Source organism: Psychrobacter okhotskensis, from assembly GCF_965638355.1.
GTDB lineage: Bacteria > Pseudomonadota > Gammaproteobacteria > Pseudomonadales > Moraxellaceae > Psychrobacter > Psychrobacter okhotskensis.
The window spans coordinates 719,733-743,289 of the sequence record NZ_OZ281822.1 but is presented as its reverse complement, the minus strand read 5'-3'; the positions used below and the strand labels follow the sequence as shown (position 1 = coordinate 743,289).

The 23,557-nt window shown below is 44.5% G+C and carries 21 protein-coding genes and 1 tRNA gene; 7 read left to right on the top strand and 15 right to left on the bottom strand.

Going from position 1 to position 23,557, the window contains the following annotated elements; translation table 11 throughout:
• Positions 1-11: 11 nt before the first annotated feature.
• The 7 genes from rplC to ACSUPM_RS03050 all read right to left on the bottom strand — a co-directional run bounded on the left by rplC (position 12) and on the right by ACSUPM_RS03050 (position 6,916).
• Positions 12-650, bottom strand: a complete 639-nt coding sequence (rplC, locus tag ACSUPM_RS03080) for a 50S ribosomal protein L3 (protein WP_025652184.1) — start codon at positions 648-650, stop codon at positions 12-14.
• A gap of 49 nt (positions 651-699) precedes the next feature.
• On the bottom strand, positions 700-1,011 hold the full coding sequence (rpsJ, locus tag ACSUPM_RS03075) for a 30S ribosomal protein S10 (RefSeq protein WP_010196670.1): 312 nt from the start codon (positions 1,009-1,011) through the stop codon (positions 700-702).
• Between the two features lie 407 nt (positions 1,012-1,418).
• Positions 1,419-3,029, bottom strand: a complete 1,611-nt coding sequence (locus ACSUPM_RS03070; RefSeq protein WP_101212092.1) for an Rne/Rng family ribonuclease — start codon at positions 3,027-3,029, stop codon at positions 1,419-1,421.
• 171 nt (positions 3,030-3,200) lie between these two features.
• Positions 3,201-3,875 (bottom strand): Maf family protein, encoded by a 675-nt coding sequence (locus ACSUPM_RS03065; RefSeq protein ID WP_025652182.1) that lies wholly within the window; start codon positions 3,873-3,875, stop codon positions 3,201-3,203.
• A 238-nt stretch (positions 3,876-4,113) separates the two neighbouring features.
• On the bottom strand, positions 4,114-4,599 hold the full coding sequence (mreD, locus tag ACSUPM_RS03060; RefSeq protein ID WP_101212093.1) for a rod shape-determining protein MreD: 486 nt from the start codon (positions 4,597-4,599) through the stop codon (positions 4,114-4,116).
• Positions 4,600-4,740: 141 nt separating this feature from the next.
• Positions 4,741-5,607 (bottom strand): rod shape-determining protein MreC, encoded by an 867-nt coding sequence (mreC, locus tag ACSUPM_RS03055; protein ID WP_025652180.1) that lies wholly within the window; start codon positions 5,605-5,607, stop codon positions 4,741-4,743.
• Between the two features lie 271 nt (positions 5,608-5,878).
• The gene (locus tag ACSUPM_RS03050) at positions 5,879-6,916 is read right to left on the bottom strand and encodes a rod shape-determining protein (protein ID WP_025652179.1); all 1,038 of its coding nucleotides are present in this window, start codon (positions 6,914-6,916) and stop codon (positions 5,879-5,881) included.
• A gap of 831 nt (positions 6,917-7,747) precedes the next feature.
• Between ACSUPM_RS03050 and gatC the strand changes: the two genes are divergently transcribed.
• The 7 genes from gatC to ACSUPM_RS03015 all read left to right on the top strand — a co-directional run bounded on the left by gatC (position 7,748) and on the right by ACSUPM_RS03015 (position 13,883).
• Positions 7,748-8,062, top strand: a complete 315-nt coding sequence (gene gatC / locus ACSUPM_RS03045; RefSeq protein WP_025652178.1) for an Asp-tRNA(Asn)/Glu-tRNA(Gln) amidotransferase subunit GatC — start codon at positions 7,748-7,750, stop codon at positions 8,060-8,062.
• A gap of 70 nt (positions 8,063-8,132) precedes the next feature.
• Positions 8,133-9,629 carry an Asp-tRNA(Asn)/Glu-tRNA(Gln) amidotransferase subunit GatA gene (gene gatA / locus ACSUPM_RS03040; protein ID WP_201607038.1) on the top strand — a complete coding sequence of 499 codons (1,497 nt, stop codon included), beginning with the start codon at positions 8,133-8,135 and terminating at the stop codon, positions 9,627-9,629.
• Positions 9,629-11,158 (top strand): Asp-tRNA(Asn)/Glu-tRNA(Gln) amidotransferase subunit GatB, encoded by a 1,530-nt coding sequence (gene gatB, locus ACSUPM_RS03035; protein ID WP_201607036.1) that lies wholly within the window; start codon positions 9,629-9,631, stop codon positions 11,156-11,158. The genes gatA and gatB overlap by 1 nt, the downstream gene beginning before the upstream one ends.
• A gap of 114 nt (positions 11,159-11,272) precedes the next feature.
• A tRNA-Pro gene (locus tag ACSUPM_RS03030) sits at positions 11,273-11,349 on the top strand.
• Positions 11,350-11,512: 163 nt separating this feature from the next.
• On the top strand, positions 11,513-11,647 hold the full coding sequence (locus tag ACSUPM_RS03025; RefSeq protein WP_201575517.1) for a DUF4102 domain-containing protein: 135 nt from the start codon (positions 11,513-11,515) through the stop codon (positions 11,645-11,647).
• A gap of 260 nt (positions 11,648-11,907) precedes the next feature.
• The gene (locus tag ACSUPM_RS03020; RefSeq protein WP_201575519.1) at positions 11,908-12,234 is read left to right on the top strand and encodes a hypothetical protein; all 327 of its coding nucleotides are present in this window, start codon (positions 11,908-11,910) and stop codon (positions 12,232-12,234) included.
• A gap of 698 nt (positions 12,235-12,932) precedes the next feature.
• Entirely contained in the window at positions 12,933-13,883 is a 951-nt protein-coding gene (locus ACSUPM_RS03015) for a DUF1853 family protein (protein WP_436880170.1), read from the top strand.
• 176 nt (positions 13,884-14,059) lie between these two features.
• Here ACSUPM_RS03015 and ACSUPM_RS03010 read toward each other — a convergent pair whose 3' ends face one another.
• The 8 genes from ACSUPM_RS03010 to ACSUPM_RS02975 all read right to left on the bottom strand — a co-directional run bounded on the left by ACSUPM_RS03010 (position 14,060) and on the right by ACSUPM_RS02975 (position 23,448).
• On the bottom strand, positions 14,060-14,590 hold the full coding sequence (locus ACSUPM_RS03010) for a DUF2726 domain-containing protein (protein ID WP_025652173.1): 531 nt from the start codon (positions 14,588-14,590) through the stop codon (positions 14,060-14,062).
• A gap of 302 nt (positions 14,591-14,892) precedes the next feature.
• Positions 14,893-16,104: an SPOR and LysM peptidoglycan-binding domain-containing protein gene (locus ACSUPM_RS03005; protein ID WP_436880169.1), complete on the bottom strand. Its 1,212-nt coding sequence runs from the start codon at positions 16,102-16,104 to the stop codon at positions 14,893-14,895.
• A 414-nt stretch (positions 16,105-16,518) separates the two neighbouring features.
• Entirely contained in the window at positions 16,519-17,874 is a 1,356-nt protein-coding gene (gene folC / locus ACSUPM_RS03000; protein ID WP_436880168.1) for a bifunctional tetrahydrofolate synthase/dihydrofolate synthase, read from the bottom strand.
• 182 nt (positions 17,875-18,056) lie between these two features.
• Positions 18,057-19,019 (bottom strand): acetyl-CoA carboxylase, carboxyltransferase subunit beta, encoded by a 963-nt coding sequence (gene accD / locus ACSUPM_RS02995; RefSeq protein ID WP_025652170.1) that lies wholly within the window; start codon positions 19,017-19,019, stop codon positions 18,057-18,059.
• Positions 19,020-19,628: 609 nt separating this feature from the next.
• On the bottom strand, positions 19,629-20,453 hold the full coding sequence (gene trpA / locus ACSUPM_RS02990; RefSeq protein ID WP_201617452.1) for a tryptophan synthase subunit alpha: 825 nt from the start codon (positions 20,451-20,453) through the stop codon (positions 19,629-19,631).
• A gap of 53 nt (positions 20,454-20,506) precedes the next feature.
• A complete protein-coding gene (locus ACSUPM_RS02985; protein WP_350587729.1) occupies positions 20,507-21,259 on the bottom strand; it encodes a hypothetical protein in 753 nt (250 codons plus the stop codon).
• Positions 21,260-21,381: 122 nt separating this feature from the next.
• The gene (gene trpB / locus ACSUPM_RS02980) at positions 21,382-22,584 is read right to left on the bottom strand and encodes a tryptophan synthase subunit beta (protein WP_436880310.1); all 1,203 of its coding nucleotides are present in this window, start codon (positions 22,582-22,584) and stop codon (positions 21,382-21,384) included.
• A 192-nt stretch (positions 22,585-22,776) separates the two neighbouring features.
• Positions 22,777-23,448 carry a phosphoribosylanthranilate isomerase gene (locus tag ACSUPM_RS02975; protein ID WP_436880167.1) on the bottom strand — a complete coding sequence of 224 codons (672 nt, stop codon included), beginning with the start codon at positions 23,446-23,448 and terminating at the stop codon, positions 22,777-22,779.
• Positions 23,449-23,557: the final 109 nt, after the last annotated feature.

Below are 23,557 nucleotides of genomic sequence, written 5' to 3'. Positions count from 1 at the left end.
AATCCCCTTGCTTAGGCTTTGACTGACGGACGTACGATGACATCGCCACCGGTGGCACCAGGGATAGCACCCTTGATGACAATTAACCCATTTTCAACATCAACCGATATCACTTCTAGGCCTTGAACGGTAACGCGTTTGTTACCCATCTGACCTGGCATTTTTTTGCCTTTGAAGACTTTACCTGGTGACTGGTTTTGACCAGTTGAACCGATAGCACGATGTGATACTGAGTTACCGTGAGTGGCATCTTGCATGCTAAAGTTGTGACGCTTTACGCCGCCTTGAAAGCCTTTACCTTTACTCTGTCCTGTGACATCAACCATCTGACCTTGTTCGAACAAGTCAGCTAGGATCTCACCGCCAATCTCACGACCTTCAAGATCGCTGTCATTGGCACGAAATTCCCAAACACCACGACCAGCTGCAACACCAGCTTTAGCGAAGTGACCTTTTTGTGCAGCGGTTACGCGGCTGTCACGACGGGTACCTGTGGTGATTTGGATGGCTTGATAGCCATCTACATCAGTATTTTTTACTTGAGTAATGCGGTTTGCATTGACCTCAACCACTGTTACAGGGATAGATGCGCCTGTTTCAGTGAAGACACGGGTCATGCCGCATTTTTTACCGACTAAACCGATCGCCATTTTAGACCTCTTTATATCTTATATTAATGGGTTGGGTGTGTAGTGTGCATTAACCCAAAGCAATTTGAACGTCAACACCCGCCGCTAAATCTAACTTCATTAGCGCATCCACAGTTTTGTCAGTAGGTTGAACGATATCAACCATACGCTTATGAGTACGGATTTCGTACTGATCACGAGCGTCTTTGTTAACGTGTGGTGAGGTTAGAACGTTGAAGCGCTCAATGCGAGTCGGCAACGGTACAGGACCACAAACTTGCGCACCGGTGCGCTTTGCAGTATCAACAATCTCTTGTGCAGATTGATCAATCAGACGATGATCAAAAGACTTAAGACGGATACGGATTCTCTGGTTAGCCATGCCAGCAAGCTCCTAATATGTGCTTTCGTCATTCTTGCTTTGCAAAGATATGACCAAAAGCCGTTTGGTTAAATATTCACTTAAAGCGGCCTTCTGTTCTTAACCAGAATGAGTTCTTTATCCGAACTTATAGCATGCCAAAAGTAAAATAGTTTAAAGCCCCGCCGACCCTTCCATAATAGGATGTCAGCAAAGGCATAATGAAATAGTGCTAGAAACGATGCTCTAGCTGTCATAGCGCCAGCTTTATTATTGGCTGCGCATATATAATTCAGTGGTGTATATTATACATAGTATTTCGTTCATTGCAAGAGCAATATCCACGGCATTTAAAGATATTACGCTTTATAAACAACACCATTCATACTCAATAATAGGTGTTAAATCCCCTACTGATGTACAAATTATCAGTCTAAAACAATATCGTACTGCTCTTGTGTATAGAGGTTTTCTACATCAAAAGTAATAACTCTACCTAACAGATACTCTAAATCCGCCACCGTGTCCGACTCTGAAGTGAGTAGTAAATCAATGACTGCGGCATGAGCAACTACTGTAAACTTCTTCGGTGAATTATAGGTGCGCGCGCAGCGCATGATTTCGCGGAATATCTCAAAGCAAACGGTCTCAGCAGTTTTGACAAAGCCACGCCCTTGACAGGTTGAACACGGCTCACACAGTTGCTGCCCTAATGATTCACGGGTACGCTTACGGGTCATCTCTACCAAGCCAAGCTCACTAACCTGAGTAATCTTAGTCTTGGCATAGTCTTGTGCCAGTTGTGACTGTAAACTCTCCAGCACGTCATCTTTATGCTGCTGCTCCAGCATATCAATAAAGTCTAAGATAATAATGCCGCCCAGATTGCGCAAACGCAGCTGCCGAGCGATGGCATGCGTGGCTTCTAAGTTGGTCTTATACACGGTATCTTCTAATGAACGTCCCCCAACAAAAGAGCCCGTATTAACATCAATCGTGGTCATCGCTTCGGTCTGATCAATAATCAGATAACCACCTGACTTTAAATCAACGCGACGTTTTAAGGCATCTCGTAAATCGTCTTCAACACGATGGACGTCAAATAAGGATTGCTCAGCGGTATAATGCACGATCCTATCGTAAACGAAAGGCACGAACTCTTTGGCGAAATGCCTGACCTGCTCATAGATTTGTGCATTATCGATAATGACCTTTTCAGTATCGGTATGTACCAAGTCACGAATCGAGCGTAGTGGCAGAGCCAGCTCTTGGTAAATAAGCTCTGAGCTTTGATGATGGTTGATCTCTTGACGCCGCGCGCAGATAGTCCGCCAAAGCTGTAATAAATAATAAATGTCTTCTTCCAGCTTATCGACAGGCACGCGCTCGGCAGCCGTACGGGCAATCAGCCCACCTTTTAGGTTGACGGTTTGCATCAAACTATTCAGCTCAGTCTTGAGACGGTTGCGCTCTTCTTCGCCATCGATACGCTGCGAGATACCGATATGATCGCTCGATGGCAGATACACAAGATAGCGTGATGGCAGAGAAACATTGGTGGTTAAGCGTGCGCCCTTACTACCCAGCTGGTCTTTGGTCACTTGTACCAAGATACGTTGGCTTTCGTGCAAGCGGTGTTGGATAAGGGTTTTAGAGACAGGAGAGACATCAGCACTTTGCACACTGACCACTGGTGGGCTGACTTCTAGGCCATCAATGCCATTTTCTACCACAGTGTTGTCTGTACCGGTATCAGGGTTCTTATTGCGCTCTTCATCTGTCTTATTCTTATTTTCGGCGACTGGACGCGGTTCACGCTGCATATCATTGACGTGTAAAAACGCTGTCCGTGACTGACCGATATCGACAAAGGCCGCTTGCATACCCGGCAGGACACGCACGACGGTACCCAAATAGATATTGCCGACCAGACCCAATTTATGATGGCGCTCAATATAGATTTCGCCTAGGACACCGTTGTCTAACACGGCGACACGTGACTCCATTGGACTAATATTAATCAGCAGCTCTTCGGACATAATTTTTTCTCTTATCTTTCAGCTTTCTTATTGGGCGTTCATCGCCTACTGGCTTCATAGTGTAACAAATGCGACTTGCTCTTGCCCATTACCCTAGCGTGTCGTTATGTGCAGACAAGCAGTTAAGGGCTTGTAGCGTATTAATAAAATTGTCCCTGCCCTTCTGACTATCTAATGAATGCCACTCTCGGTGATATTTTTAATCAATGCCAGCGTTTGCGGCAGTGGCAAGCCCACGACATTGGTATAGCTGCCGTTAATACGGCTCACCCAAGCCGCGCCCAACCCTTGAATACCATAGCCACCTGCTTTATCAGCAGGTTCGCCACTTTCCCAATAACGGCTCATCATCTCCATCGTCAGCGGGATAAAGGTGACTGCTGTGCGCTCGGTGATTTGCTGTTGTTTGATGATTTGGAATACTGTCTCATGGTCTGCTGTATTGGCACCCTTGGAAGCTAAAGGCACACGAGATACGTGAGTAGCTTGTACCGCTGTCCATACTTCATGGGTATTATCTGACATTTGCTGCCACATGCGATAGGCGTGCTCACGGTCAGTTGGTTTTACCAGTACCGTCTGACCATCTGGCAGTACACCAATGGTGTCTGAGGTCAAAATGATAAGCTGCTCAGCGAGATTGGCCTTGCTCGTTTTAAGTGTGTCGTTTAGCTGTTGTACTGCGGCGGCAGCTTTGGTAGCGACCATGCGCTCGATATACTCTGTAGGCGACTCATTACTTTGTGGCGTTTCATCGATATCGACGCTCATAATCGTAAAATCTAGCTGCGCTTTGGCTAGCAGCTCACGACGACGCGGCGAACCAGATGCTAAAATAATATCCATCGCTATTCTCTTATTTTATGATTGCTATAGTCGATACTAAATAAAATAGATACACAACCTTATGATGCGTGACTGGTACAAATTTTTCTTGCTTGCTGTATCTACGCAGACAGAGGCGGCAAAAAATCTATATCAGTCATGCTGTATCTTTTTTATATTCAACTGACTGTATCATCTTGCTGATAAAGACATAACGGAAAGGCACTCCACACTAATTATCGAATGGAGGCTTAATTGGTTAACGCACAAATTTGCGTAACGCTAATAGCACTAGCGGCCAGCTGACTATGCTCATCAATAAAGACAAGGCGGACTGCGCCACAAAGATATCTTGAATAAACATCTGTAGCATCCACAAGCTCAGCTGAAACAGTAGCAAGCTTAATGAGGCGATAAGCCATGCATTGACAGTATTTAATTGTCTGACATAGATACTACTGATTTTGATGACCAGTGCCACCATGACCGCCGCAAAGGCTTGCTGACCTAAATGGGTGTCCATCAAGAGATCTGCGACTAAACCAATAGTAAACGCGGTAAAGATACCAACGTAACGCGGTTGAAACAGCAACCAAAAAATCAGCACCATGATCATTACCATGGGACGCAAGGTAGCCATACTAGGACTTAATGGATAGACATTGAGCGATGAGGCAACGATGAAGCTTGCAACAATGGCAAAGAGCAAGAGCCCAATTGGGTGCTTAGAGTCAGAATACGCCATGGATACTTACCTTTAGGAATGTTTGGCGGCGGCTATTTAGCAGAGAATAGGGCTAAAAAGGTATGGGTATACATGATGCTATTGGTACAGCAAGGCCAAGTGGCTAAGTGCATAAATGGCTCACTAGGTATGATGTGAGTGTCAGCTGCCATTGCCATTAGTACCGAGGTTGTTTTTGCCTATTAGTTTGTCTTGTAGCACTAATACGTACGCATTATCGATAAAGTTGGCTGCTGGCGTGACTTCAATACTTCTAAAATTATCAGCTTGGGTATCTTTGATATGAGCGATACGACCAACTCGATAGCCTGCTGGAATACGCCCGCCTAGACCTGAAGAAACCAGCTCGTCACCCACGCGCACGTCTGAGGTTTTGAATACATAATTAAGACTTAACGAGGTGGGTATGCCTTGACCGGTCACAATCGCCCGCTGACCCGTACGCTTGACCGTGACCGCTACCGATTGCTGCTCATCAGTAATGAGCAGTAAGCGACTGGTATTGGGATAGACATTGATAATCTGTCCCAATATACCGTCTTCGTCGATGACTGTCTGTCCGACTTGCACGCCATCTTGCGCACCTTTATTAAGCACGACGATTTGGCGGAGTAAGTTGGTGTCGGTACCGATAACCTGTGCCAAATTTAGCTCAAACTGTTCAGGCTTGGTGGTCGACAAGATACCCTGTAAGCGCGCATTTTGTGCCAAGATATAGTCTTGCTGCTGAAGCTTGGCTTGCGCGTGGATCAATTGTGACTTTAACTGCATGTTTTCGCGGCGTAGCGCTTCTTTTGATTGTAAGCTGCCACTTGCCCAATGTTTGGCATAGCTGGGCAATAAGGACAACTCATAGATAGGCTGCATAGCGGCGTGGCTGGTGTTGCGCACTGGATTGAACCATTCTGGATTTTTGCTATCGAACCACATCAGTATTAACGCTACTATCAATACAATAGCAGCCTTACGAAGTGCAAGTGGCTGGCGTGCAAAAATACTTGGCGTCATAAGTCATCTAATTAAGGGTTTCTAATGTGAGCAGTAGCCAGCGCTAGTGATAACAATCACATTGTTATCAGCATTTACGGACAATGCTTGTAGCTGGCATTCATTAATGCGATTAAAGGCAGCACAACTGGCTACCTTTAATTTATCGTTTTTTACTTTTATCGTTGCAGCGACTGTTCACTGCTAGTTTTAATGGTCATTGGAACATCAATATAGTCAGTGAAAAGTAATATCGACACAATCAACAACGAACATCAACAATAAAAACTGTTTAAACAAAAATCATGTTTAAGCTTTTATTATTGATAAAGTCGAGAGCGATACCACCACCACGACTGACACAAGTCAATGGGTCTTCAGCGACCGTCACTGGCAAACCAGTTTCTCTTGAAATAAGTTTGTCTAAATCACGCAATAGCGCACCGCCACCAGTCAAAACAATACCACGCTCAGCAATATCTGATGATAGCTCAGGTGGTGTTTGCTCAAGTGCTGCTTTTACCGCGCTAACGATACCGCTTAGTGGATCGCTCAGGGCTTTTTGCACTTCTTCTGAATTGACAGTAAAGGTTTTTGGTACGCCTTCTGCCATGCTACGTCCGCGTACTTCAACTTCTAGCTGGCTGTCTTCGTTCAGCGCTGAGCCTACTTCTTGCTTGATACGCTCAGCCGTCGTTTCACCAATCACACAACCATGCGTACGGCGTACGTGAGTGATAATGGCTTCATCAAATATGTCGCCACCGATACGAATCGACTCGGCGTAAACGCAGCCTGATAGCGCAATAACGGCGATCTCAGTCGTACCACCACCGATATCAACCACCATTGAGCCACTCGCTTCGTGCACTGGCATGCCGGCACCAATCGCAGCTGCCATCGGCTCTTCTAGCAAGAGCACTTTGCTCGCGCCCGCTGATGATACCGCTTCACGGATGGCTTTGCGCTCAACGAGGGTTGATTTGCAAGGCACACAAACCACGACGTTAGGCTGTGCCATAAAACGCTTCGCCTTTACCTTGCCGATAAAGTGCTTAAGCATTTTTTGGGTCACTTCAAAGTCAGCAATCACGCCGTCTTTTAGCGGGCGAATCGCCGTGATATTGGCAGGGGTACGACCCAGCATCTGCTTGGCATCGAGGCCAACTGCAGCGACGGTAGGGTTATGGGTACGATTGCTTCGTAGCGCGACCACCGTAGGCTCATCGAGCACCACGCCTTTACCAGGAATGAAAATAAGAGTGTTCGCAGTACCAAGGTCGATTGCGATATTATTTGATAAAAATCCAAACAGGTTCATGACTAATATATCCAGCGCTTTACAAATAAGGCAAATGAGGCGAATGAGATTGACTGAGGGGTTACTCGTCAGTGTTGAGCAGGTCGTCGTTAGACATTACTTACGGCGAAAGTGAGGCACCGCGACAAGTCAAACCTAAGCAATAATGATGCAATGACAAAACTGAGCTAAATTATACCGATTTAGCTCAAAAAAAACACAGATATTTGCATCAGTGAGTCAGGATTTTAGTCTTAAGCGCTAAAAGTTGTTACAAAGTTTGAAATAGTGGCAGATAGCTATCCATTTAATGAAACACCGTCTAATTCAATAACAAGGCTCGACAGGCATATAGTAATTTTGCTCAGCAGCGAGTGCCTACTGTAACGTATTTCTGACTGTAACGGGTGAGCGATTGCCAATGATTGCATAACTATACGGTCAATTTTACCATGATTGTCTGGGCTATCATCATGCTGTCTGTACAAATGCCCGCGACTTGGTTGAGATTGTGCAGCAATCAAGCGTCAAGCTCTGTAAACTTGGGTCAGATGCTTTATAATAAGCTCATAATCACACTCTTGTTTTAGTAACCAATTTCAGTAACCAATGTTAGTAGCTAGTTATAACCGTTACTTTTCATAGCTATTTTATTTTAATAATTGGTATTACTAGCGGCTTTATTAATTGTTCGTTTTAACCGCTACTTTTGAACCTATTTACTCTATAGTCAAGGAATTTTAGAATCGCTACAAGGCGACCGACCGCAGATAGTACATTGAGTACATCTAGGGCGTGTAACACCCTAGCGGTTTAAAAGTGCTCTGACTATAACAAAAACTGTCCTGCACTGGAGAAACTATGTCACAGCAACCAGCAACGTCTGACAGCAACGTCAGCCGTGAAGAAATCCTAGAAGTTGCCAGCCTTGCGCGCTTAGGTGTCGATGAGACGACAGCCAATAGCTATGCCGATGAAATCAGTAAAGTCTTAAAGCTGATGCATACTCTTAGCAACGTTGATACGACTGATGTCAAACCACTATCAAATATTCATGAAGTTTGCCAAGACTTACGTGCCGATATCGCCAAACACGATATCAACCGCGCGCGCAACCAATCGGTCGCCCCCGCTGTTGAAGACGGCTTGTATCTGGTACCACAAGTGATTGAATAATTTATTCTATTTACTTCTGCCTTTATTTTATTCTATTTAATGCTATTAACATTTTGACGGACGACACCTTATGTCTGAACTTCATCTATTGAGTACCCAGCAGCTTATTACGGGCTTGCAAGACAAACAATTTAGCAGCGCGGAATTAACCGAACACTATATCAAGCGCATCAACGCCTTAGATAGCAAGATCAACAGCTTTATCACTAATACTTCTGAAACTGCCCGCGCACAGGCGCAAGCAGCTGACGAGATGCGTGCTCAAGGCGACAAGCGTCCTCTGCTTGGTGTACCGATGGCGCACAAAGATATCTTTTGTACCCAAGGGGTGCTGACCACTTGTGGTTCAAAGATGCTACATAACTTTGTCTCACCTTATGACGCCACTATCGTGTCAAACATCGATAAAGCGGGGATGATTAGCTTGGGCAAGCTCAATATGGATGAGTTTGCGATGGGCTCGGATAATGAGAGCTCATATTATGGCGCGGTGCACAACCCTTGGAACCTTAACCATGTCCCTGGTGGCTCATCGGGTGGTAGTGCTGCCGCTGTTGCCGCTGGCTTCGTCCCTGTCGCAACCGGTAGTGATACGGGTGGCTCTATTCGTCAACCTGCCTCATTTTGCGGCTTAACCGGTATCAAGCCCACTTATGGTCGCGTCTCGCGCTTTGGTATGATTGCCTACGCTTCAAGCCTTGACCAAGCTGGTAGCATGGGTCGTAGCGCTAAAGATTGTGCCTATCTATTACAACCAATGATTGGTCACGATCCACGCGATGCAACTTCTATCAAGCATGATATGCCGAACTACGTGCAAGACCTTAATGACGCAGAAGCTGCTGCTGGTGATAAGCCATTTGCTGGTCTACGCATTGGTATCGCTAAAGAATACTTTAGCAAAGGGCTTGACGCTGAAGTAGAAACCACCGTACGTGCTGCGCTAAAGAAATATGAAGAGTTGGGCGCGACGATTGTGGAAGTGAATATCACTGACCCTGATATCACGCTGGCGACTTATTATATGCTCGCCCCTGCTGAAGCCTCTTCGAACCTGTCACGCTTCGATGGTGTACGTTTTGGCTATCGCTGTGAAAACCCAACCGATCTCATCGATCTGTATACGCGCTCACGCTCTGAAGGCTTTGGCCCTGAAGTACAGCGCCGTATCTTGACCGGTACTTACGCGCTATCTGCTGGTTATTTTGATGCTTATTATACTAAAGCACAAAAAATACGTCGCTTAATCGTCAAAGACTTCGAAGACGCCTTTGCCAACTGTGATGTCATCGCCAGCCCAACGGCACCAACCGCTGCTTATAAGCTCGCTGAAGATCTTGACCCTGCAACGATGTATTTGGGCGATGTCTATACCATCGGTGTTAACTTAGCCGGTCTACCAGCGCTCAGTCAGCCTGTTGGTCTGACGTCTGAAGGCTTGCCTGTTGGCTTACAATTGATCGGTCAGTATTGGCAAGAAAGCAAGCTGTTGGCCACTGCGCATCTATTCCAGCAGCACACCGACCATCATTTGCAACACTCTACCATCGCGAAGGAGACGGTATAATGAACACAGCAACTACTACTGATAATAATGCCGCCCGCGAACATGAGGTTCGTAAAGAGCTGTTCGTCGATGGTTATGAAGTGGTCATCGGTATTGAAATTCACTGCCAGTTGAATACGGAAAGTAAGATATTTTCTAGCGCACCGACTGACTTTGGTCATGAGCCAAACAGCCAAGCCAGTATCGTAGATTTAGGCTTGCCCGGTGTCCTACCAGTTCTAAATGCTGGCGTGGTCGATCGTGCGCTAAAATTCGGTATCGGCGTCAACGCTGAGCTGGGTTTATTTAATACCTTTGACCGCAAAAACTACTTTTATCCTGACTTACCGAAAGGCTATCAAATCACCCAAATGGCCAATCCTATCGTTGGCGAAGGCTATATCGATGTCGTGGTCAATGAAGGTGAGAAAAACGAATATCCGAAACGTATGGGCATCACCCGTGCGCATTTAGAAGAAGACGCTGGTAAGTCAGTACACGATGCCGTCGATGGCATGACGGGCGTGGATTTGAACCGTGCTGGTACACCATTAATCGAAATCGTCTCTGAGCCTGATATGCGCTCGGCTCATGAAGCACTGGCCTATATTAAAGCCATTCACCAGCTGGTCACGTGGCTCGGTATCTCAGACGCGGTCATGGCAGAAGGTTCATTCCGCTGTGACTGTAACGTCTCTATTCGTAAGCCGGGTGCAGAATTGGGCACGCGTACTGAGCTCAAAAACTTAAACTCGTTCCGCTTTATCGAACGCGCCATCAATCGTGAAATCGAGCGTCAAATCGACATCATTGAGGACGGTGGTAAAGTTGTGCAAGCAACGATGCTCTATGACCCAGAGCGCGACGAAACCCGTACCATGCGTACCAAAGAAGATGCCAACGACTATCGCTACTTCCCTGATCCTGACCTGCTACCAGTGCGTATCGAGCAACATACTGTCGATAGCATTCGTGCGGCAATGCCGGAGCTACCAGTTGCCCGTCGTGCACGCTTTGAGGAAGCGCTTGGTCTATCAGAATATGATGCCCGTATTTTGACGGGTAGTCGTCAGCTTGCCGATTACTTCGAAGATGTTGTCGCTGAGATTGGTGAGAAAGATGCCAAAATGGCTGGTAACTGGGTCATGGGCGACCTACTCGGTGCGCTAAATAAAGACGACAAAGACATCATCGACTCCCCTATCAGCGCCAAGCAATTGGCAGGTATGCTAGCGCGTATCAAAGACGATACACTATCTGGCAAATTGGCTAAGAAAGTCTTTAGCGCGCTCTATGAGCGTGAAGCCGGCGATGCTGATGATGCAGCTGACAAAATCATCGAAGAAAAAGGGCTTAAGCAAGAAACCGATACAGGCGCTATTAAAGCCATCGTTGAAGAAGTCATTGCAAAAAATCAAGCCATGGTGGATGAGTATCGTGGCGGTAAAGAAAAGGCCTTTAACGGTCTGGTCGGACAAGTCATGAAAGCCAGTCGCGGTAGTGCCAACCCACAGCAAGTCAACCAAATCTTAAAAGAGCTACTCGGTTAAGGATAATTGCTGATTGGTTATGCTGACTGTGATACGTAAATTAAGGTTATAGAGTTTGACTAAAATAAATAGCTCTTGCAATATGCATAATTTTGCGTAAAATAGTCAGTCATTCGGGGCGTAGCGCAGTCTGGTAGCGCACTACACTGGGGGTGTAGTGGTCGCAGGTTCAAATCCTGCCGTTCCGACCAAACACAATATTAGGGCAGACCGTCATTGACCGTCTGCCCTTTATTTTGGGCGTTTTTCAGGTTTTCACTGTCTTATAGGTGTATGGCGTTCCATATAGAATGTTGGTATTATTGTTGGTATCGAGCAGTACCAACAGCGACAATACCAACAAAGGATGACCCCATGCCCCTAACCCACACAGGTATTAATAAGCTACAGCCTAGCCCCACTGCTATTGACACAAAACGACCTGATAAGCACAGTGACGGTAACGGGCTGCAATTATGGGTGCGTTATACGGGCGTTATGCGTGGATAAACTAGGCTGGCATGAGAAACAATACATATTACCTGACAGAGCAATAGGCAGTGATGGTAAGCAGGGATTGCTCATGGCATGCGTGAACGACCCAAAAGAATGCACCGAACCACGTACAATAAGATAATTTGTGAATATATGAACCTGATGGATAGATTATTAGGGGCACATCGTAAAATGCTTAACTTTTAAACTTGCCTAATGATTTAGATAGATTATATAGTGATCGTGTTTGAACCAACTTTAAGGTAATAGGTATTATGAGAGTATTAAACCAATTATTAACATTCCTATCAGGTGTAATAATTTTAACGGCTTTTACTTTTGGAGTAGCAAATGCCAATAATAGATATGCTATTGCACAAGAAGCCAGCGCAAAACCTAGTGCAGAAGCAATTAAAGCAGAAGCAGAAGCAACTGTAGAAGATATGATAAAAGATATAACAAAAGATATGACAAAAGAAAAAGCAGCTAGAGCAGAAGCGTACGCAAAAGCACGTGCAGCTTGGGCAAAATCCAATGCAGAAGAAAAAGCAGATAGGGCAAAATCAGAAAAGAGGATTGAGCTGAAAGAATGGAGGAAATAATAGCCATTAAGAAGGAGTAAGTGCGAATTGCGGACGCACAAAAATCACTTAGGCAGCGGTCACTACTGGTGAAGCTGTGAACAATTACACCGCCCTACCGTGTTGAGAAATGTTGAAACGGCAAACAGTGAAAATAATTACAAAATAATAGTAAGTGAAGCAGTAAACAGCCAAAAAAGGTCATTATTAAAAACGATTGTTGGTATTATTGTTGGTATCGTTAATATATTAAATAACCAAACCTATGTATTACAGTGCATACAGCCTTTACTTTACTTCCTGCCGTTCCGACCAAACATAGTAGTAATAGAGAAAAGCCAATCATTGTTTTCAATGGTTGGCTCTTTTTTGGGTTTACTATAATGGATAATTACGATTTAAATCGTATCAACCAAGTCACTTGGTCTAGCAAGATGAACACTAAGAGAAATCTGAAGTTCCAACCATCACAAAATCATCAGTCCAAAAAATATTCAACAAACTACCAAAATGGTCGTTTGGTGTATTAAGGTTTTTAATCGTTATTCTGATACCTTTATTATCAAATACACCAAATATTCAGCTTAATTTTTATATTATTAATATCATGATTTAGTAATCGGACAATCAAGCACTACCCTAACCGATACTTGTCATCTATAGACTTTTGGCAAGCGAGCAGCTAGGGTAAATGCTACACCGTTATGATGACTTATCATATGTCCAAAATTATAGCCCAGCCCTTATCTACTCATGTCACAAATAACGCACCTTGGGAAATGTACCAGCGGCCTTATGTACGTGATTTAGCGTATGTGCTTGCCTGCCCTAACGTCTTAACCGAATGGCTGGACTTTGCACCACATCAGAATACACATACCATATCGGTACATAGCACACGTTTTTGGCAAGCGCAGTTTGCGGCCTATCGACCGCGTTTAGACGAGCTTGATACCACCAATGCTTATCAAGCGCTGACGCGCTACTTAGTGACGCGACCGAGTCCCAGTCGCTTAGGTTTTCACTTTGAGGGATTATTGTCTTTTTGGTTAGAGGATGGTTTTCAGCGCGGCTTACATTCCTACGAGACGCTAGCCAGTAATGTGCAGCTGTATAACGGTAAGCAGACGACTGGCGAGCTAGATTTGATTCTGTACAATCATGCAGACAATCTGGTTGAGCATTGGGAGTTGACCATTAAGTTTTTTATGGGATCAGCGCCTTTTGAGCCGATGAACTGGGTTGGTATCAATTCAAATGACAATTTGCAGCGTAAGATGACCCATATGCAAACCAAGCAGTTTCGCACCGTATGGGTAGATACCGAAAATCATGGGCAAGTCAAAATTGATAAGCGTTATGGTATTATAAAAGGACGGTTCTTTTTACCAAAGAACATCACTAATTTCGTCTATCCATCTTGGCTAGCACCAAGCTTTCCCATGCACGAATGGTGCGATAAGTACGACACGAGCACTCTCGCGACGCTTGATATCAGAGAGTTGCGCGCTGCTCATTATATTGAATGGTTTAGCAAACGCGACTTTTATGATGGACGTCCGTCGGCACTTATTCATTCTGAAAACGGTATCTTAAAAACAGGATTATACTTTGAAGGTGATAGACCCATCGTCATTTATCCGAAGCAGCACGATGAGAAAAGCGACTGATTAAGCATTTCTCGTAAAGGTTTTATCTATAGTCAAAATATCCTAAAGACCTGATGGTATTGCTGATATCCATTCTTTGTCGTCTCTGTCTAGGTAAGCACAGCAACCAAGCAAGAAAAATGAATATCAGCTGTACGTGATGGTTCGATATTACTTTTCACTGACTATATTAACGCTCAATAAGTCTCAAGCACCTGCATCAGCTCATATCTGAGCATATCGGCACTGGGCATACGCTCAGCGTGAAAGCGCACGATAGCAATGCCAGCACTGGCTAAAGCTTTGTCCTTTTTATCGTCCGCCTTTTGCCGTGCCTTACTACTATGCGTCCAATCATCCAGCTCGATTGCCAGCAATGTGGTCTGGGCATCAACATCAACGATCACATAATCCACACTTTGACGGCAAATACGATTGAACCAAAAGCTACGCTCAGAGGTCTCATCACTATTGGCTTCAATGATGCGTGACAGCTGAACTTGCACAAAGATATGATATTCTGGTAGCGCATTTTTTAACTTATTAAAAAATATTACCTCGGTATCGGTCATAATGGGCATTGGGGCAAATGGCCAAATAGCCAGCTCATCGCCGCGTACTGGCTTTGGATCAGGCTCGGCGCTTTCACGTCTTGCTAACAGCTTTGGTAACGTAATCAGCCCTAAGAATCCAACGGCCAACATTAAAAATATAACGCCAAATGACATGGTTTTACCTTATACAGTAGGAGCGTGAGAGGCGGTATAGCGTGACTATTATGAGCTTTAGGAAGTCAGTATTTGCCTATCACAACAGGGCAACCCTTATAGGTTGACAGGTTATACAGAAAGAAATAATAAACGGTATGCATGGTAGCTAAGCCTACCTCAATGGGCAAACACTAAAACAAAAAACACGACAATAGATGTCGTGTTTGAATAAAATTAGCTAGAACGAAAAAGAACCTAATTAAGAGAGTGTTGATTATTGAGCAATAATGATCAGTTACAGCAAGATGGACGCTAGTATTTTAACGCCAGTAAAGTACCCAAGCGCTCGTCGTATTTACCTTGGGATCACTATTGATTTTGTCTTTTAGTGCCAAGGCAGCGACTTTACCACGTTCAGGACCGACGACGACTCGGACGCCACGACTGGTAGCGCTAGTCTTCACTTGATAGCCTGCTGACTTGAATTTTTTGGCCAATTCATCGGCTTTGGCTTGGTCATTCGCCAGGGCAACTTGTACCCCAAAGCTACCTTTAGCGTCTGTCTCTTTGACTTCTTTACGGGCTTCACTGAGTTTCTGCTGCGCTTCACGTTTGGCATCAGCCGACTTCTTGGCGAGCGCCTCTTCTTTTTGACGCTTCTCTTCACGAGCCTGTTCGGCTGCTGCTGCTTCACGTGCTAAACGATCTACCTGCTTACGCGATGGAATAGTAATACTCTGACCCAGTTGTAACGATGTCGATGGCGAAAGATTATTCGCTTGTGCTAAGACTTCTACAGGCATGTTGTATTGCCGCGCCAGTTTTATCAGCCCATCACCTCTTTTTACTTGATATTCAGAAGGCGATTTTGGTGGTTCATTCTTGGCAGCTTCTGCTGCTTGTTCAACCGCTTGTTTCTTTTTCTCAGCCATAGTCTGAGCCTCAGCTTGCTTTTTTGCTTCCGCTTGGCGTTTGGCTTCAGCCTGTCGCTTTGCTTCCGCTTCTTTTTTGGCAGCGGCTTGTTCTTTTAGCGCGGCCTGTCTTTTGGCTTCTTGTTGCTGGGCTTGAGCGGCCTGTTGCTTGTCATTGTCGCTCGTAGCGACAGTTGCTTCATTATTGATACTAGGCTGTGCGCTTGAGGGTTGAACCACATTTTGAGCAGCTGCTGAACTGTTGTCATCTTCGGCAGCAGGCGCGCTATTGGCTATATACTGCTGATTTTCCGCCCGCGATTTTGCCAAGGCTTGCGCCTCCGCAGTCTCTTGCTCCGTCAAAAACTGCTGCGCCCGCTTTTCTTGCTCAGCTACCCGCGCCGCCCGTTCTTTTTGCTTTTGCGCTAGGATACGTTTTTCAGTGTCGATGTCAGTGGTGAGTGGCTGCGGTGCCGCTTGTTCGGTACTGGGCTTATCGACCATCGCGGTCACGGGCTCAGGTTTATTACCGTCACCAATTTGTTGCACCATGGCATATAGCATTACGCTACCGCCGATAATCATCCCAATGCCCAATAAGGCTTGTCTCGAAAAGTTCATCCGTTTACGTCTCTTAGTTGGTAATAAGGTTGATTGGTCGGCACGGTTATTTTTTAAAACCCTATCAGCTAATATCCTACCAGTGGTTTTGATAAGTGGTTTTGATAAGTGGTTTTGATAATTAGCCGCTGCCGCCCGTTACTGCCATCATCTCTCAAAGATTATGTCATATTTATAACAGTACGTTTTTATGAAAGCGCTTTTTTATGAAAATACCTTTTATAAAGCACCTTATAATAAATCTATTTGTTTGCAAAAGCTCTTTGATTATAAAGTATATTTTTCATGCTGTCTGCTCTCACGCTGCTGTTAAGATAAGGGTCTATTGAACATTCAAATGTGGCACTGGCAGTCCTAATACTTGAATGTTCAATAAACCCTAACATTAAACTGGTCATATCTTCACTTGATTTCTCATTCTTCAAACGCTGCCAATACCTCACCAATGGTATGGAACGAACCACAAACGACAATGAGGTCTTGCGCCTGACTGCCATTTATAACGGCATCGGTCGCTTCTGATAAACGTTTAAATTCATGTATTTGTGCACTATCCACATAGTTGCTCAAGATACGTTGCAGCTGCTCGGTGCTCGCGGCACGCGGATAGTCAATCTCAGCGATGAACCAGTCGCTAATCGGCAAGCTTGATTCGGTCAAACGTTGAACGACCTTGTCGATATCTTTATCCGCCAGCATAGAAAAGAGCATTTTGATAGTTGCAGGTGCGCTATTGGTTTGTTCATCACTATTTTGCTTCGCCACATGCTGCTGCCAGAGCGGTAGTAATTGCGCTAATAAAAACTCAACGCCTTGCTCATTATGTGCCACATCAAACAACCAGTGACGATTCTCTAACTCTCGATAGTCAAAGCGACCTGCAAGCTTAACGGTCTGTAGCGCCTGCTCAATAGCAGCGATATCGACAGCCAATGAACTGGCCAACACTGCTGATAAGGCATTGGCAGTATTGGTTAATGACAGTGCTGGTCGTGGCAACTGTAGAGTAACAGCAGCATTACTATATTGCCAAGTAATTGCATCGATCTCGCGATAATGGAAGTCTTTGCCAACTTGATAACAAGTCGCCTGATTCTTATCGATAGCCTGCTGCACACTGGTTGGCATGTCGGTAGCGCCGTAAATCAGAGGCATATCATTGCGTAAGATACCTGCTTTTTCGCGGCCAATATCTTCGACATTGTCACCAAGCCAATCGACATGATCGATGCCAATATTGGTAATGACTGCCATATCAGGGTCAATAATATTGACGACATCTAAGCGACCACCGAGTCCCACTTCTAGCACCCATACATCACAGTCGGCTTCGGCAAATATCAATAATGCAGCCAATGTGGTCATCTCAAAAAACGACAACGTCAAAGCGCACTGTAATCGCGCCGCTTCTACTTTGCAAAAAGCGTTGATTAATATCTCATCGCTGACCATTTCGCCATTGATACGTACCCGCTCGTTAAAAGCACTCAGATGCGGTGATTGATAGAGAGCTGTCTTGTAACCCGCTGCTTGGCACATCTGTGCAATCACTGCCGTCGTTGAGCCTTTACCGTTGGTACCTGCCACAGTAAATACATAAGCATCATCCTGCGCGGACTTTACCACACCCAATGCTTCAGCGACTGGCAATACTCGTGATAAACCCATATCTATCGCCGAGACGTGTATCTGATGCATGTAATCTAGCCATTCCGTTAGGCTGGCTTTGTCATTAGGGCTATCAGGATTAGGGGCTAGAGAATCAGACATGGCGCAAACCTATATATAATTTTATGAAAATAAAGACCGTATATTTGCTAACTAAAACCAAAAATAGCATTTACCGTTATATGACGATAAATGCTATTAAGGAGTTTTGCATATTTTAGAGATATTAGCACGCTGCTAGCCAGTTATAAACTGAATCAGCTGCTCATGTTTATTATTCTGTGCTAAGCATCAACATTAGGAACACCACATAATTTCGCTAGCAAGCGATAAATAGTATCGATAAGCTGATGACGATGTACCACTTCATCGACCACGCCATGCTCTAACAAGAATTCGGCACGCTGGAATGGCTCTTCTAGCGTCTCACGAACCGTTTGCTCAATCACGCGCTTGCCAGCAAAGCCAATCATGGCTTTTGGTTCTGCCAGATGAATATCACCGAGCATCGCGAGCGATGCCGTCACACCGCCATAAACGGGATTGGTCAGTACCACGATATACGGCACGCCAGCAATTCTTAAGCGTTCAATCGCCGCTGCGGTACGAGCCATTTGCATCAAAGACAATAGCCCTTCCTGCATACGCGCACCACCGGAAGCTGCAAAGCAAAGTAACGGCTTTTTCTCTTCAAGCGCTTTTTCCGCCGCTTGAACAAATCGATCGCCAACGACTGAGCCCATCGAGCCACCCATAAAGCGGAAATCAAAAGCACAAGCCACGACGTCAAGATTGCGCAGCTTACCATACATAGCAATCAGCGCTTCAGATTCGCCTGTTTTTTCTTGCGCTTCACTCATGCGCTTTGGATATGGCTTACTATCGACGAATCTTAGCGGATCTTTTGCCGTAAACTCTTGCCCAAGCTCACCATCTACTTGATCCAATATCCAATGCAGACGCTCACGAGCACTCATCGGTAAATGATGATCGCAGTGCGGGCACACATAACAGTTAAAAATAAGCGCCGTGTTAGTAATCATCGAATGACAATTACTGCACTTGGTTGACGGCTCAGTCTCTACTGCTGTCAAAGGCGCTGTCAATTGCTGCTTGATACCCGGTATCGGGCGATTAAACCACGATTGCCCAGCGGTGTTCCCGTTCGGCTCGGCATTGGTTTTTTCAGTATTGTTCGGCGTAGTCATGTCAGGTTTTGTTATTGTATCAGTCATATTATTTGCCATCATCAAAGGCTTATCGACAAGTTGGCTCATTTCCTTGTCCTTGAGAGTTTAATGGTTGTCTAGACCAAACGTCAAATACCAGCATAACATGAGCCGTTATGCGACACGTTTACGTACCTATCTTTACGTATCTATCTTTACGTATCTATCTTTAGGTACATATATGACAGTCTATTGTACTTATTGATACCTATTATGCTTATCGATATCAAGCAATCTATAGAACGATCAATAAATGCTATTTTAACAACCACTATTATAATTATATTAGTTTACACTCGTAAACTAAATTTAGCAAAGTCATTTAACTTTGTGTTTATAAATACTAAGTGCTTATAAATACTAAGTGCTTATAAATACTAAGCGCTCATAAATACTAAGCGCTCATAAATACTAAGTCTTTATAAACCGTAAATTAAGGTGGCTACGCTATTGACCATTTCTCAAGTTAAGACCATAAAACCCATACAGTATTGATGGCAGATGTTAAATGATAGATATTGGATGGATAGCGACGCTAAATACGTTCATTCCGCGAATCAAGTCCACGACTCACTCTACTGATAATTTTTATAAGCGATCGGTATATCAGGCAATCACTATATAAATCTAAGCGCTCAAGCTATCCAACGCGCCGCGTAGTTCATCCATTTTACTCATGATTTTTTGCTGAGCAGCAGCAACAGCAGTCGCATCACTTGCATCTATATCAGCAAAGTTTTGCACCAACGCACTACCGACAATAATACCATCGGCATGCTCACCAATCGCTTTGGCAGATGCCGCATCACGAATACCAAAACCCACGCATACTGGCAAATCGGTCTCGGCTTTAATCGCTTGCACTTGAGTCGCTACATCATTTGTATCGAGCGTTGCTGAACCGGTGACGCCTTTTAGCGAAACGTAATAAATATAGCCGCCACAATGGGTTAATACTTGCTTACGGCGCTCAGGCAAAGTGGTCGGTGATAATAAGAAAATCTCATTTATCGAGTTGTCAGTCAAATGCTGGGTAAAGCTGCCCGCCTCTGCTGGCGGCAAATCAACCATCAATATGCCATCGACGCCTGACTGCTCACACAGCGCAACGAAGTTATCATAACCAATGATTTCAACTGGATTGAGATAGCCCATTAAAATAATTGGTGTTTGCGTGTCTTGCTGACGAAATTCTTCGACCATTTTTAGCGCATCACGAGTACTAGTGCCTGCGGCTAAAGCGCGCTCGCCAGCCAAGGCAACTGTTGGGCCATCTGCCATCGGATCAGAGAATGGTAAACCGACTTCGATCATATCGGCGCCGTGTTTCACTAAGTCGTGCAACAGACCTACCGTAGTGGTCGGATTAGGATCGCCTGCCATAACATAAGGAATCAGGGCTTTTTTATTTTGTGATTTTAAGGTTTCAAAGGTACTTTCAATTCGGGTCATAGTGATCTCTTATAATTTTGTTAAATAAATTTTTAGCTTATATAAGTGTATTCTTACCAGCCAATATCCATTAAATTATCAGGATTGTCCTGCGACAAATATTTAATATCATCAGTTCTTTGCTTATGAAAAGTATTCATAATATTTAGAATTTCACGCTGCTCTATGTAGTATAGACCGTTTAAAACATTGTACCTCTCGCACAGTGGAATATTTTTATTAAATATTAGACCTTGCACCCTGTTCCCTCGGTTTTTCATCTTTCTACTATATATTTCTGTGTAATCTATCCAAAAACCAATAGTGCTTCCTTGAATTCGGTTAAGATAAAATGCTTTAACGTCATCATAATTTATGACTTTATCGTGCTGAAAATTTTTATTAGCTATATAAAACTGAGACGTCAATTGGATATTGTCTTTATCGATTATAAGTATGGGGATATGCTTCCAAGTCCATTTTTTAGCAATCCATGGATTTGGCACAGCGGAATTCTTAGTGATCCTATATATCCAGTAAGATAGTAAAAACAAACCTAAACAACACATTATCCATACAACCTTAATGTCTTGTATTGATTCATATAGACTCATTGTCTCAAAACTAGCCCACCAACTCATAAAAAATAAAATAATAGTAACTTGTATTATTACAAACATCATTAAGTAGAGAATATAGCTCTGCCAAAAACTGACACTTTCAGTAGGCACACCCACACTTATTGTGACTGGCGCTGTTAGTACTGCTTGGTCTGGATACTTGCCCAACTGGCTAGGCTTACTAGGTATTAAGCGGTTCAAATTCATGAAGGCATACTATCGATAATTAAAAAATAGTTATCAATTAGCGTATTGAGATTTATGATACCTAATCGAATCAATACGCTGCTAAACTTTCTTATACAACCATCTAAACCACTCTATTCTTCCTACATCTCAATCCCTTCTGCCTTCATCACCGAATGCAAATCTTTGTCACCGCGACCTGACATATTAACGATAATCGTCTGATCAGGCGTCATGGTTTTAGCCAGTTTCAATGCATAGGCGACCGCATGAGCAGTTTCAAGCGCAGGGATAATACCTTCTTTGCGGGTGACTTCATGGAAGCCTTCTAGCGACTCTTTATCGGTACAGCCCACATATTCAACACGCTTCATGTCTTTTAAGAAACTGTGTTCAGGACCAACGCCCGGATAGTCAAGACCAGCAGAGATAGAATGCGTCTCTTGAATCTGTCCGTCATCATCTGCCATTAGGTAAGTACGATTGCCGTGCAATACACCAATACGACCAGCTGCTAGTGGCGCTGAATGACGACCCGTTTCGATACCATCACCTGTCGCTTCGACACCATACATTTTGACATCAGTATCATTTAAGAAATCAAAGAACAAACCAATCGCATTTGAGCCACCGCCGACACAAGCGACTAGGGCATCTGGTAATTTACCAGTCATTTGCAAATGCTGAATACGTGCTTCTTTACCGATAATCGCTTGAAAATCACGTACTAACAGCGGATAAGGATGCGGACCAGCGACCGTACCGATAATGTAATAAGTGCTATCGACATTGGTAACCCAATCACGCATCGCTTCATTCATCGCATCTTTAAGGGTACGTGAGCCAGAAGTGACTGGCACCACCGTCGCACCCAATAAACGCATACGGTAGACGTTCATCTTTTGGCGTTCGACATCATCAGCACCCATATAGACGATACATTCTAACCCTAAACGTGCGGCAATCGTCGCCGTCGCTACGCCATGTTGCCCTGCGCCCGTCTCAGCGATGATACGTTGTTTGCCGCTCATCTTGGCAAGCAGTGCCTGACCAATAGTGTTATTTACCTTATGCGCACCAGTATGGTTAAGGTCTTCACGCTTAAAGTAAATTTGCGCACCACCAATCTCATCACTGAGACGTTTGGCATGATAAAGCGGTGTTGGGCGACCGACGTAATTGACCAAATCGTTATGGTACTCTTCCCAGAATGCAGGATCGGCTTTGACTTTGGTATATAACGCTTCTAGCTCTTCTAGTGCTGCCATCAATGTTTCAGAAACAAAACGACCGCCATGCACACCAAAGTGCCCACGAGCATCGGGATACTGATTGAAGTCTTGCACATCAGCTGGATTGGTAAAAGTATTGACGGCTTGTGCCGTGGCTGATAAATCTTTGTTAGCGACATGACTCATGATAATTCCTACTGTAATAAGTGGTATTTTTTAATATAAATAGTGGATAACGAAAAAATAAGATTTAATCAGAAAATCGGAATAACGACCAAACAAGGATAGATGTGCTTTATAAATCGCTTAGGTGTCGTCAGTGACCGTCACGCTTTGCCATCGATCCCGCTTTACCGCTTTCATAAAGGCGCGCATCTTAGCAGCATCTTTTTTACCCTTAGCCGCCTCGATACCACCGCTGACATCGACGGCGTAAATAGGCAGCTCTAAAGTCGTAGCGACATTGTCGGCATCAAGCCCGCCCGCTAAGATAATCGGTAGCGAACTATGCTGAGGAATAAGGCTCCAATCAAAGCGCGCGCCAGTACCGCCATATTTATGCTGATGATAAGCATCAAGCAAAATACTACTCGCACCTGCTCTCGCAAAGCTCTCAATTTGTGCGCTAACGCTGTCAGGCGTATCGTGCTCAGTATTGATACGTAAGGCTTTAATCCAGCGTTTATTGACCGCAGCGGCCAATTGCTGACACTGCTCAGGACTTTCATCACCGTGAAATTGAATAATATCAAATGCGACATTATCCGCCAGTTCAATCAGCGCTTCGCGTTGCATATTGACGACCAAGGCGACTACGCTGACAAAGGCAGGAACAGCGGCGCTCAATGTTTTTGCCTGTTCAATGGTCACAGCACGTGGACTGGGTGGATAAAATACCAAGCCGACTGCATCTACACCCAATTGGGCGGCAGTTTTAATATCACTAAGCTGGGTAAACCCGCAAAACTTAACGTGCATGATATGACCTTAAAATACAGCCGCAATAGATTGGCTGTCATAGCGATTAAGCATTAATAATGATGAGGATTTGTTACTCAGTGAGTAAATCAATTGCATCCAAAAACTT

What these genes read in the sequence shown, in the direction of transcription:
- rplC (WP_025652184.1), bottom strand. Translation starts at nt 650, where the DNA reads ATGGCGATCGGTTTAGTCGGTAAAAAATGCGGCATGACCCGTGTCTTC.
- rpsJ (WP_010196670.1), bottom strand. Translation starts at nt 1,011, where the DNA reads ATGGCTAACCAGAGAATCCGTATCCGTCTTAAGTCTTTTGATCATCGT.
- ACSUPM_RS03070 (WP_101212092.1), bottom strand. Translation starts at nt 3,029, where the DNA reads ATGTCCGAAGAGCTGCTGATTAATATTAGTCCAATGGAGTCACGTGTC.
- ACSUPM_RS03065 (WP_025652182.1), bottom strand. Translation starts at nt 3,875, where the DNA reads ATGGATATTATTTTAGCATCTGGTTCGCCGCGTCGTCGTGAGCTGCTA.
- mreD (WP_101212093.1), bottom strand. Translation starts at nt 4,599, where the DNA reads ATGGCGTATTCTGACTCTAAGCACCCAATTGGGCTCTTGCTCTTTGCC.
- mreC (WP_025652180.1), bottom strand. Translation starts at nt 5,607, where the DNA reads ATGACGCCAAGTATTTTTGCACGCCAGCCACTTGCACTTCGTAAGGCT.
- gatC (WP_025652178.1), top strand. Translation starts at nt 7,748, where the DNA reads ATGTCACAGCAACCAGCAACGTCTGACAGCAACGTCAGCCGTGAAGAA.
- gatA (WP_201607038.1), top strand. Translation starts at nt 8,133, where the DNA reads ATGTCTGAACTTCATCTATTGAGTACCCAGCAGCTTATTACGGGCTTG.
- gatB (WP_201607036.1), top strand. Translation starts at nt 9,629, where the DNA reads ATGAACACAGCAACTACTACTGATAATAATGCCGCCCGCGAACATGAG.
- ACSUPM_RS03025 (WP_201575517.1), top strand. Translation starts at nt 11,513, where the DNA reads ATGCCCCTAACCCACACAGGTATTAATAAGCTACAGCCTAGCCCCACT.
- ACSUPM_RS03020 (WP_201575519.1), top strand. Translation starts at nt 11,908, where the DNA reads ATGAGAGTATTAAACCAATTATTAACATTCCTATCAGGTGTAATAATT.
- ACSUPM_RS03015 (WP_436880170.1), top strand. Translation starts at nt 12,933, where the DNA reads ATGTCCAAAATTATAGCCCAGCCCTTATCTACTCATGTCACAAATAAC.
- ACSUPM_RS03010 (WP_025652173.1), bottom strand. Translation starts at nt 14,590, where the DNA reads ATGTCATTTGGCGTTATATTTTTAATGTTGGCCGTTGGATTCTTAGGG.
- ACSUPM_RS03005 (WP_436880169.1), bottom strand. Translation starts at nt 16,104, where the DNA reads ATGAACTTTTCGAGACAAGCCTTATTGGGCATTGGGATGATTATCGGC.
- folC (WP_436880168.1), bottom strand. Translation starts at nt 17,874, where the DNA reads ATGTCTGATTCTCTAGCCCCTAATCCTGATAGCCCTAATGACAAAGCC.
- accD (WP_025652170.1), bottom strand. Translation starts at nt 19,019, where the DNA reads ATGGCAAATAATATGACTGATACAATAACAAAACCTGACATGACTACG.
- trpA (WP_201617452.1), bottom strand. Translation starts at nt 20,453, where the DNA reads ATGACCCGAATTGAAAGTACCTTTGAAACCTTAAAATCACAAAATAAA.
- ACSUPM_RS02985 (WP_350587729.1), bottom strand. Translation starts at nt 21,259, where the DNA reads ATGAATTTGAACCGCTTAATACCTAGTAAGCCTAGCCAGTTGGGCAAG.
- ACSUPM_RS02975 (WP_436880167.1), bottom strand. Translation starts at nt 23,448, where the DNA reads ATGCACGTTAAGTTTTGCGGGTTTACCCAGCTTAGTGATATTAAAACT.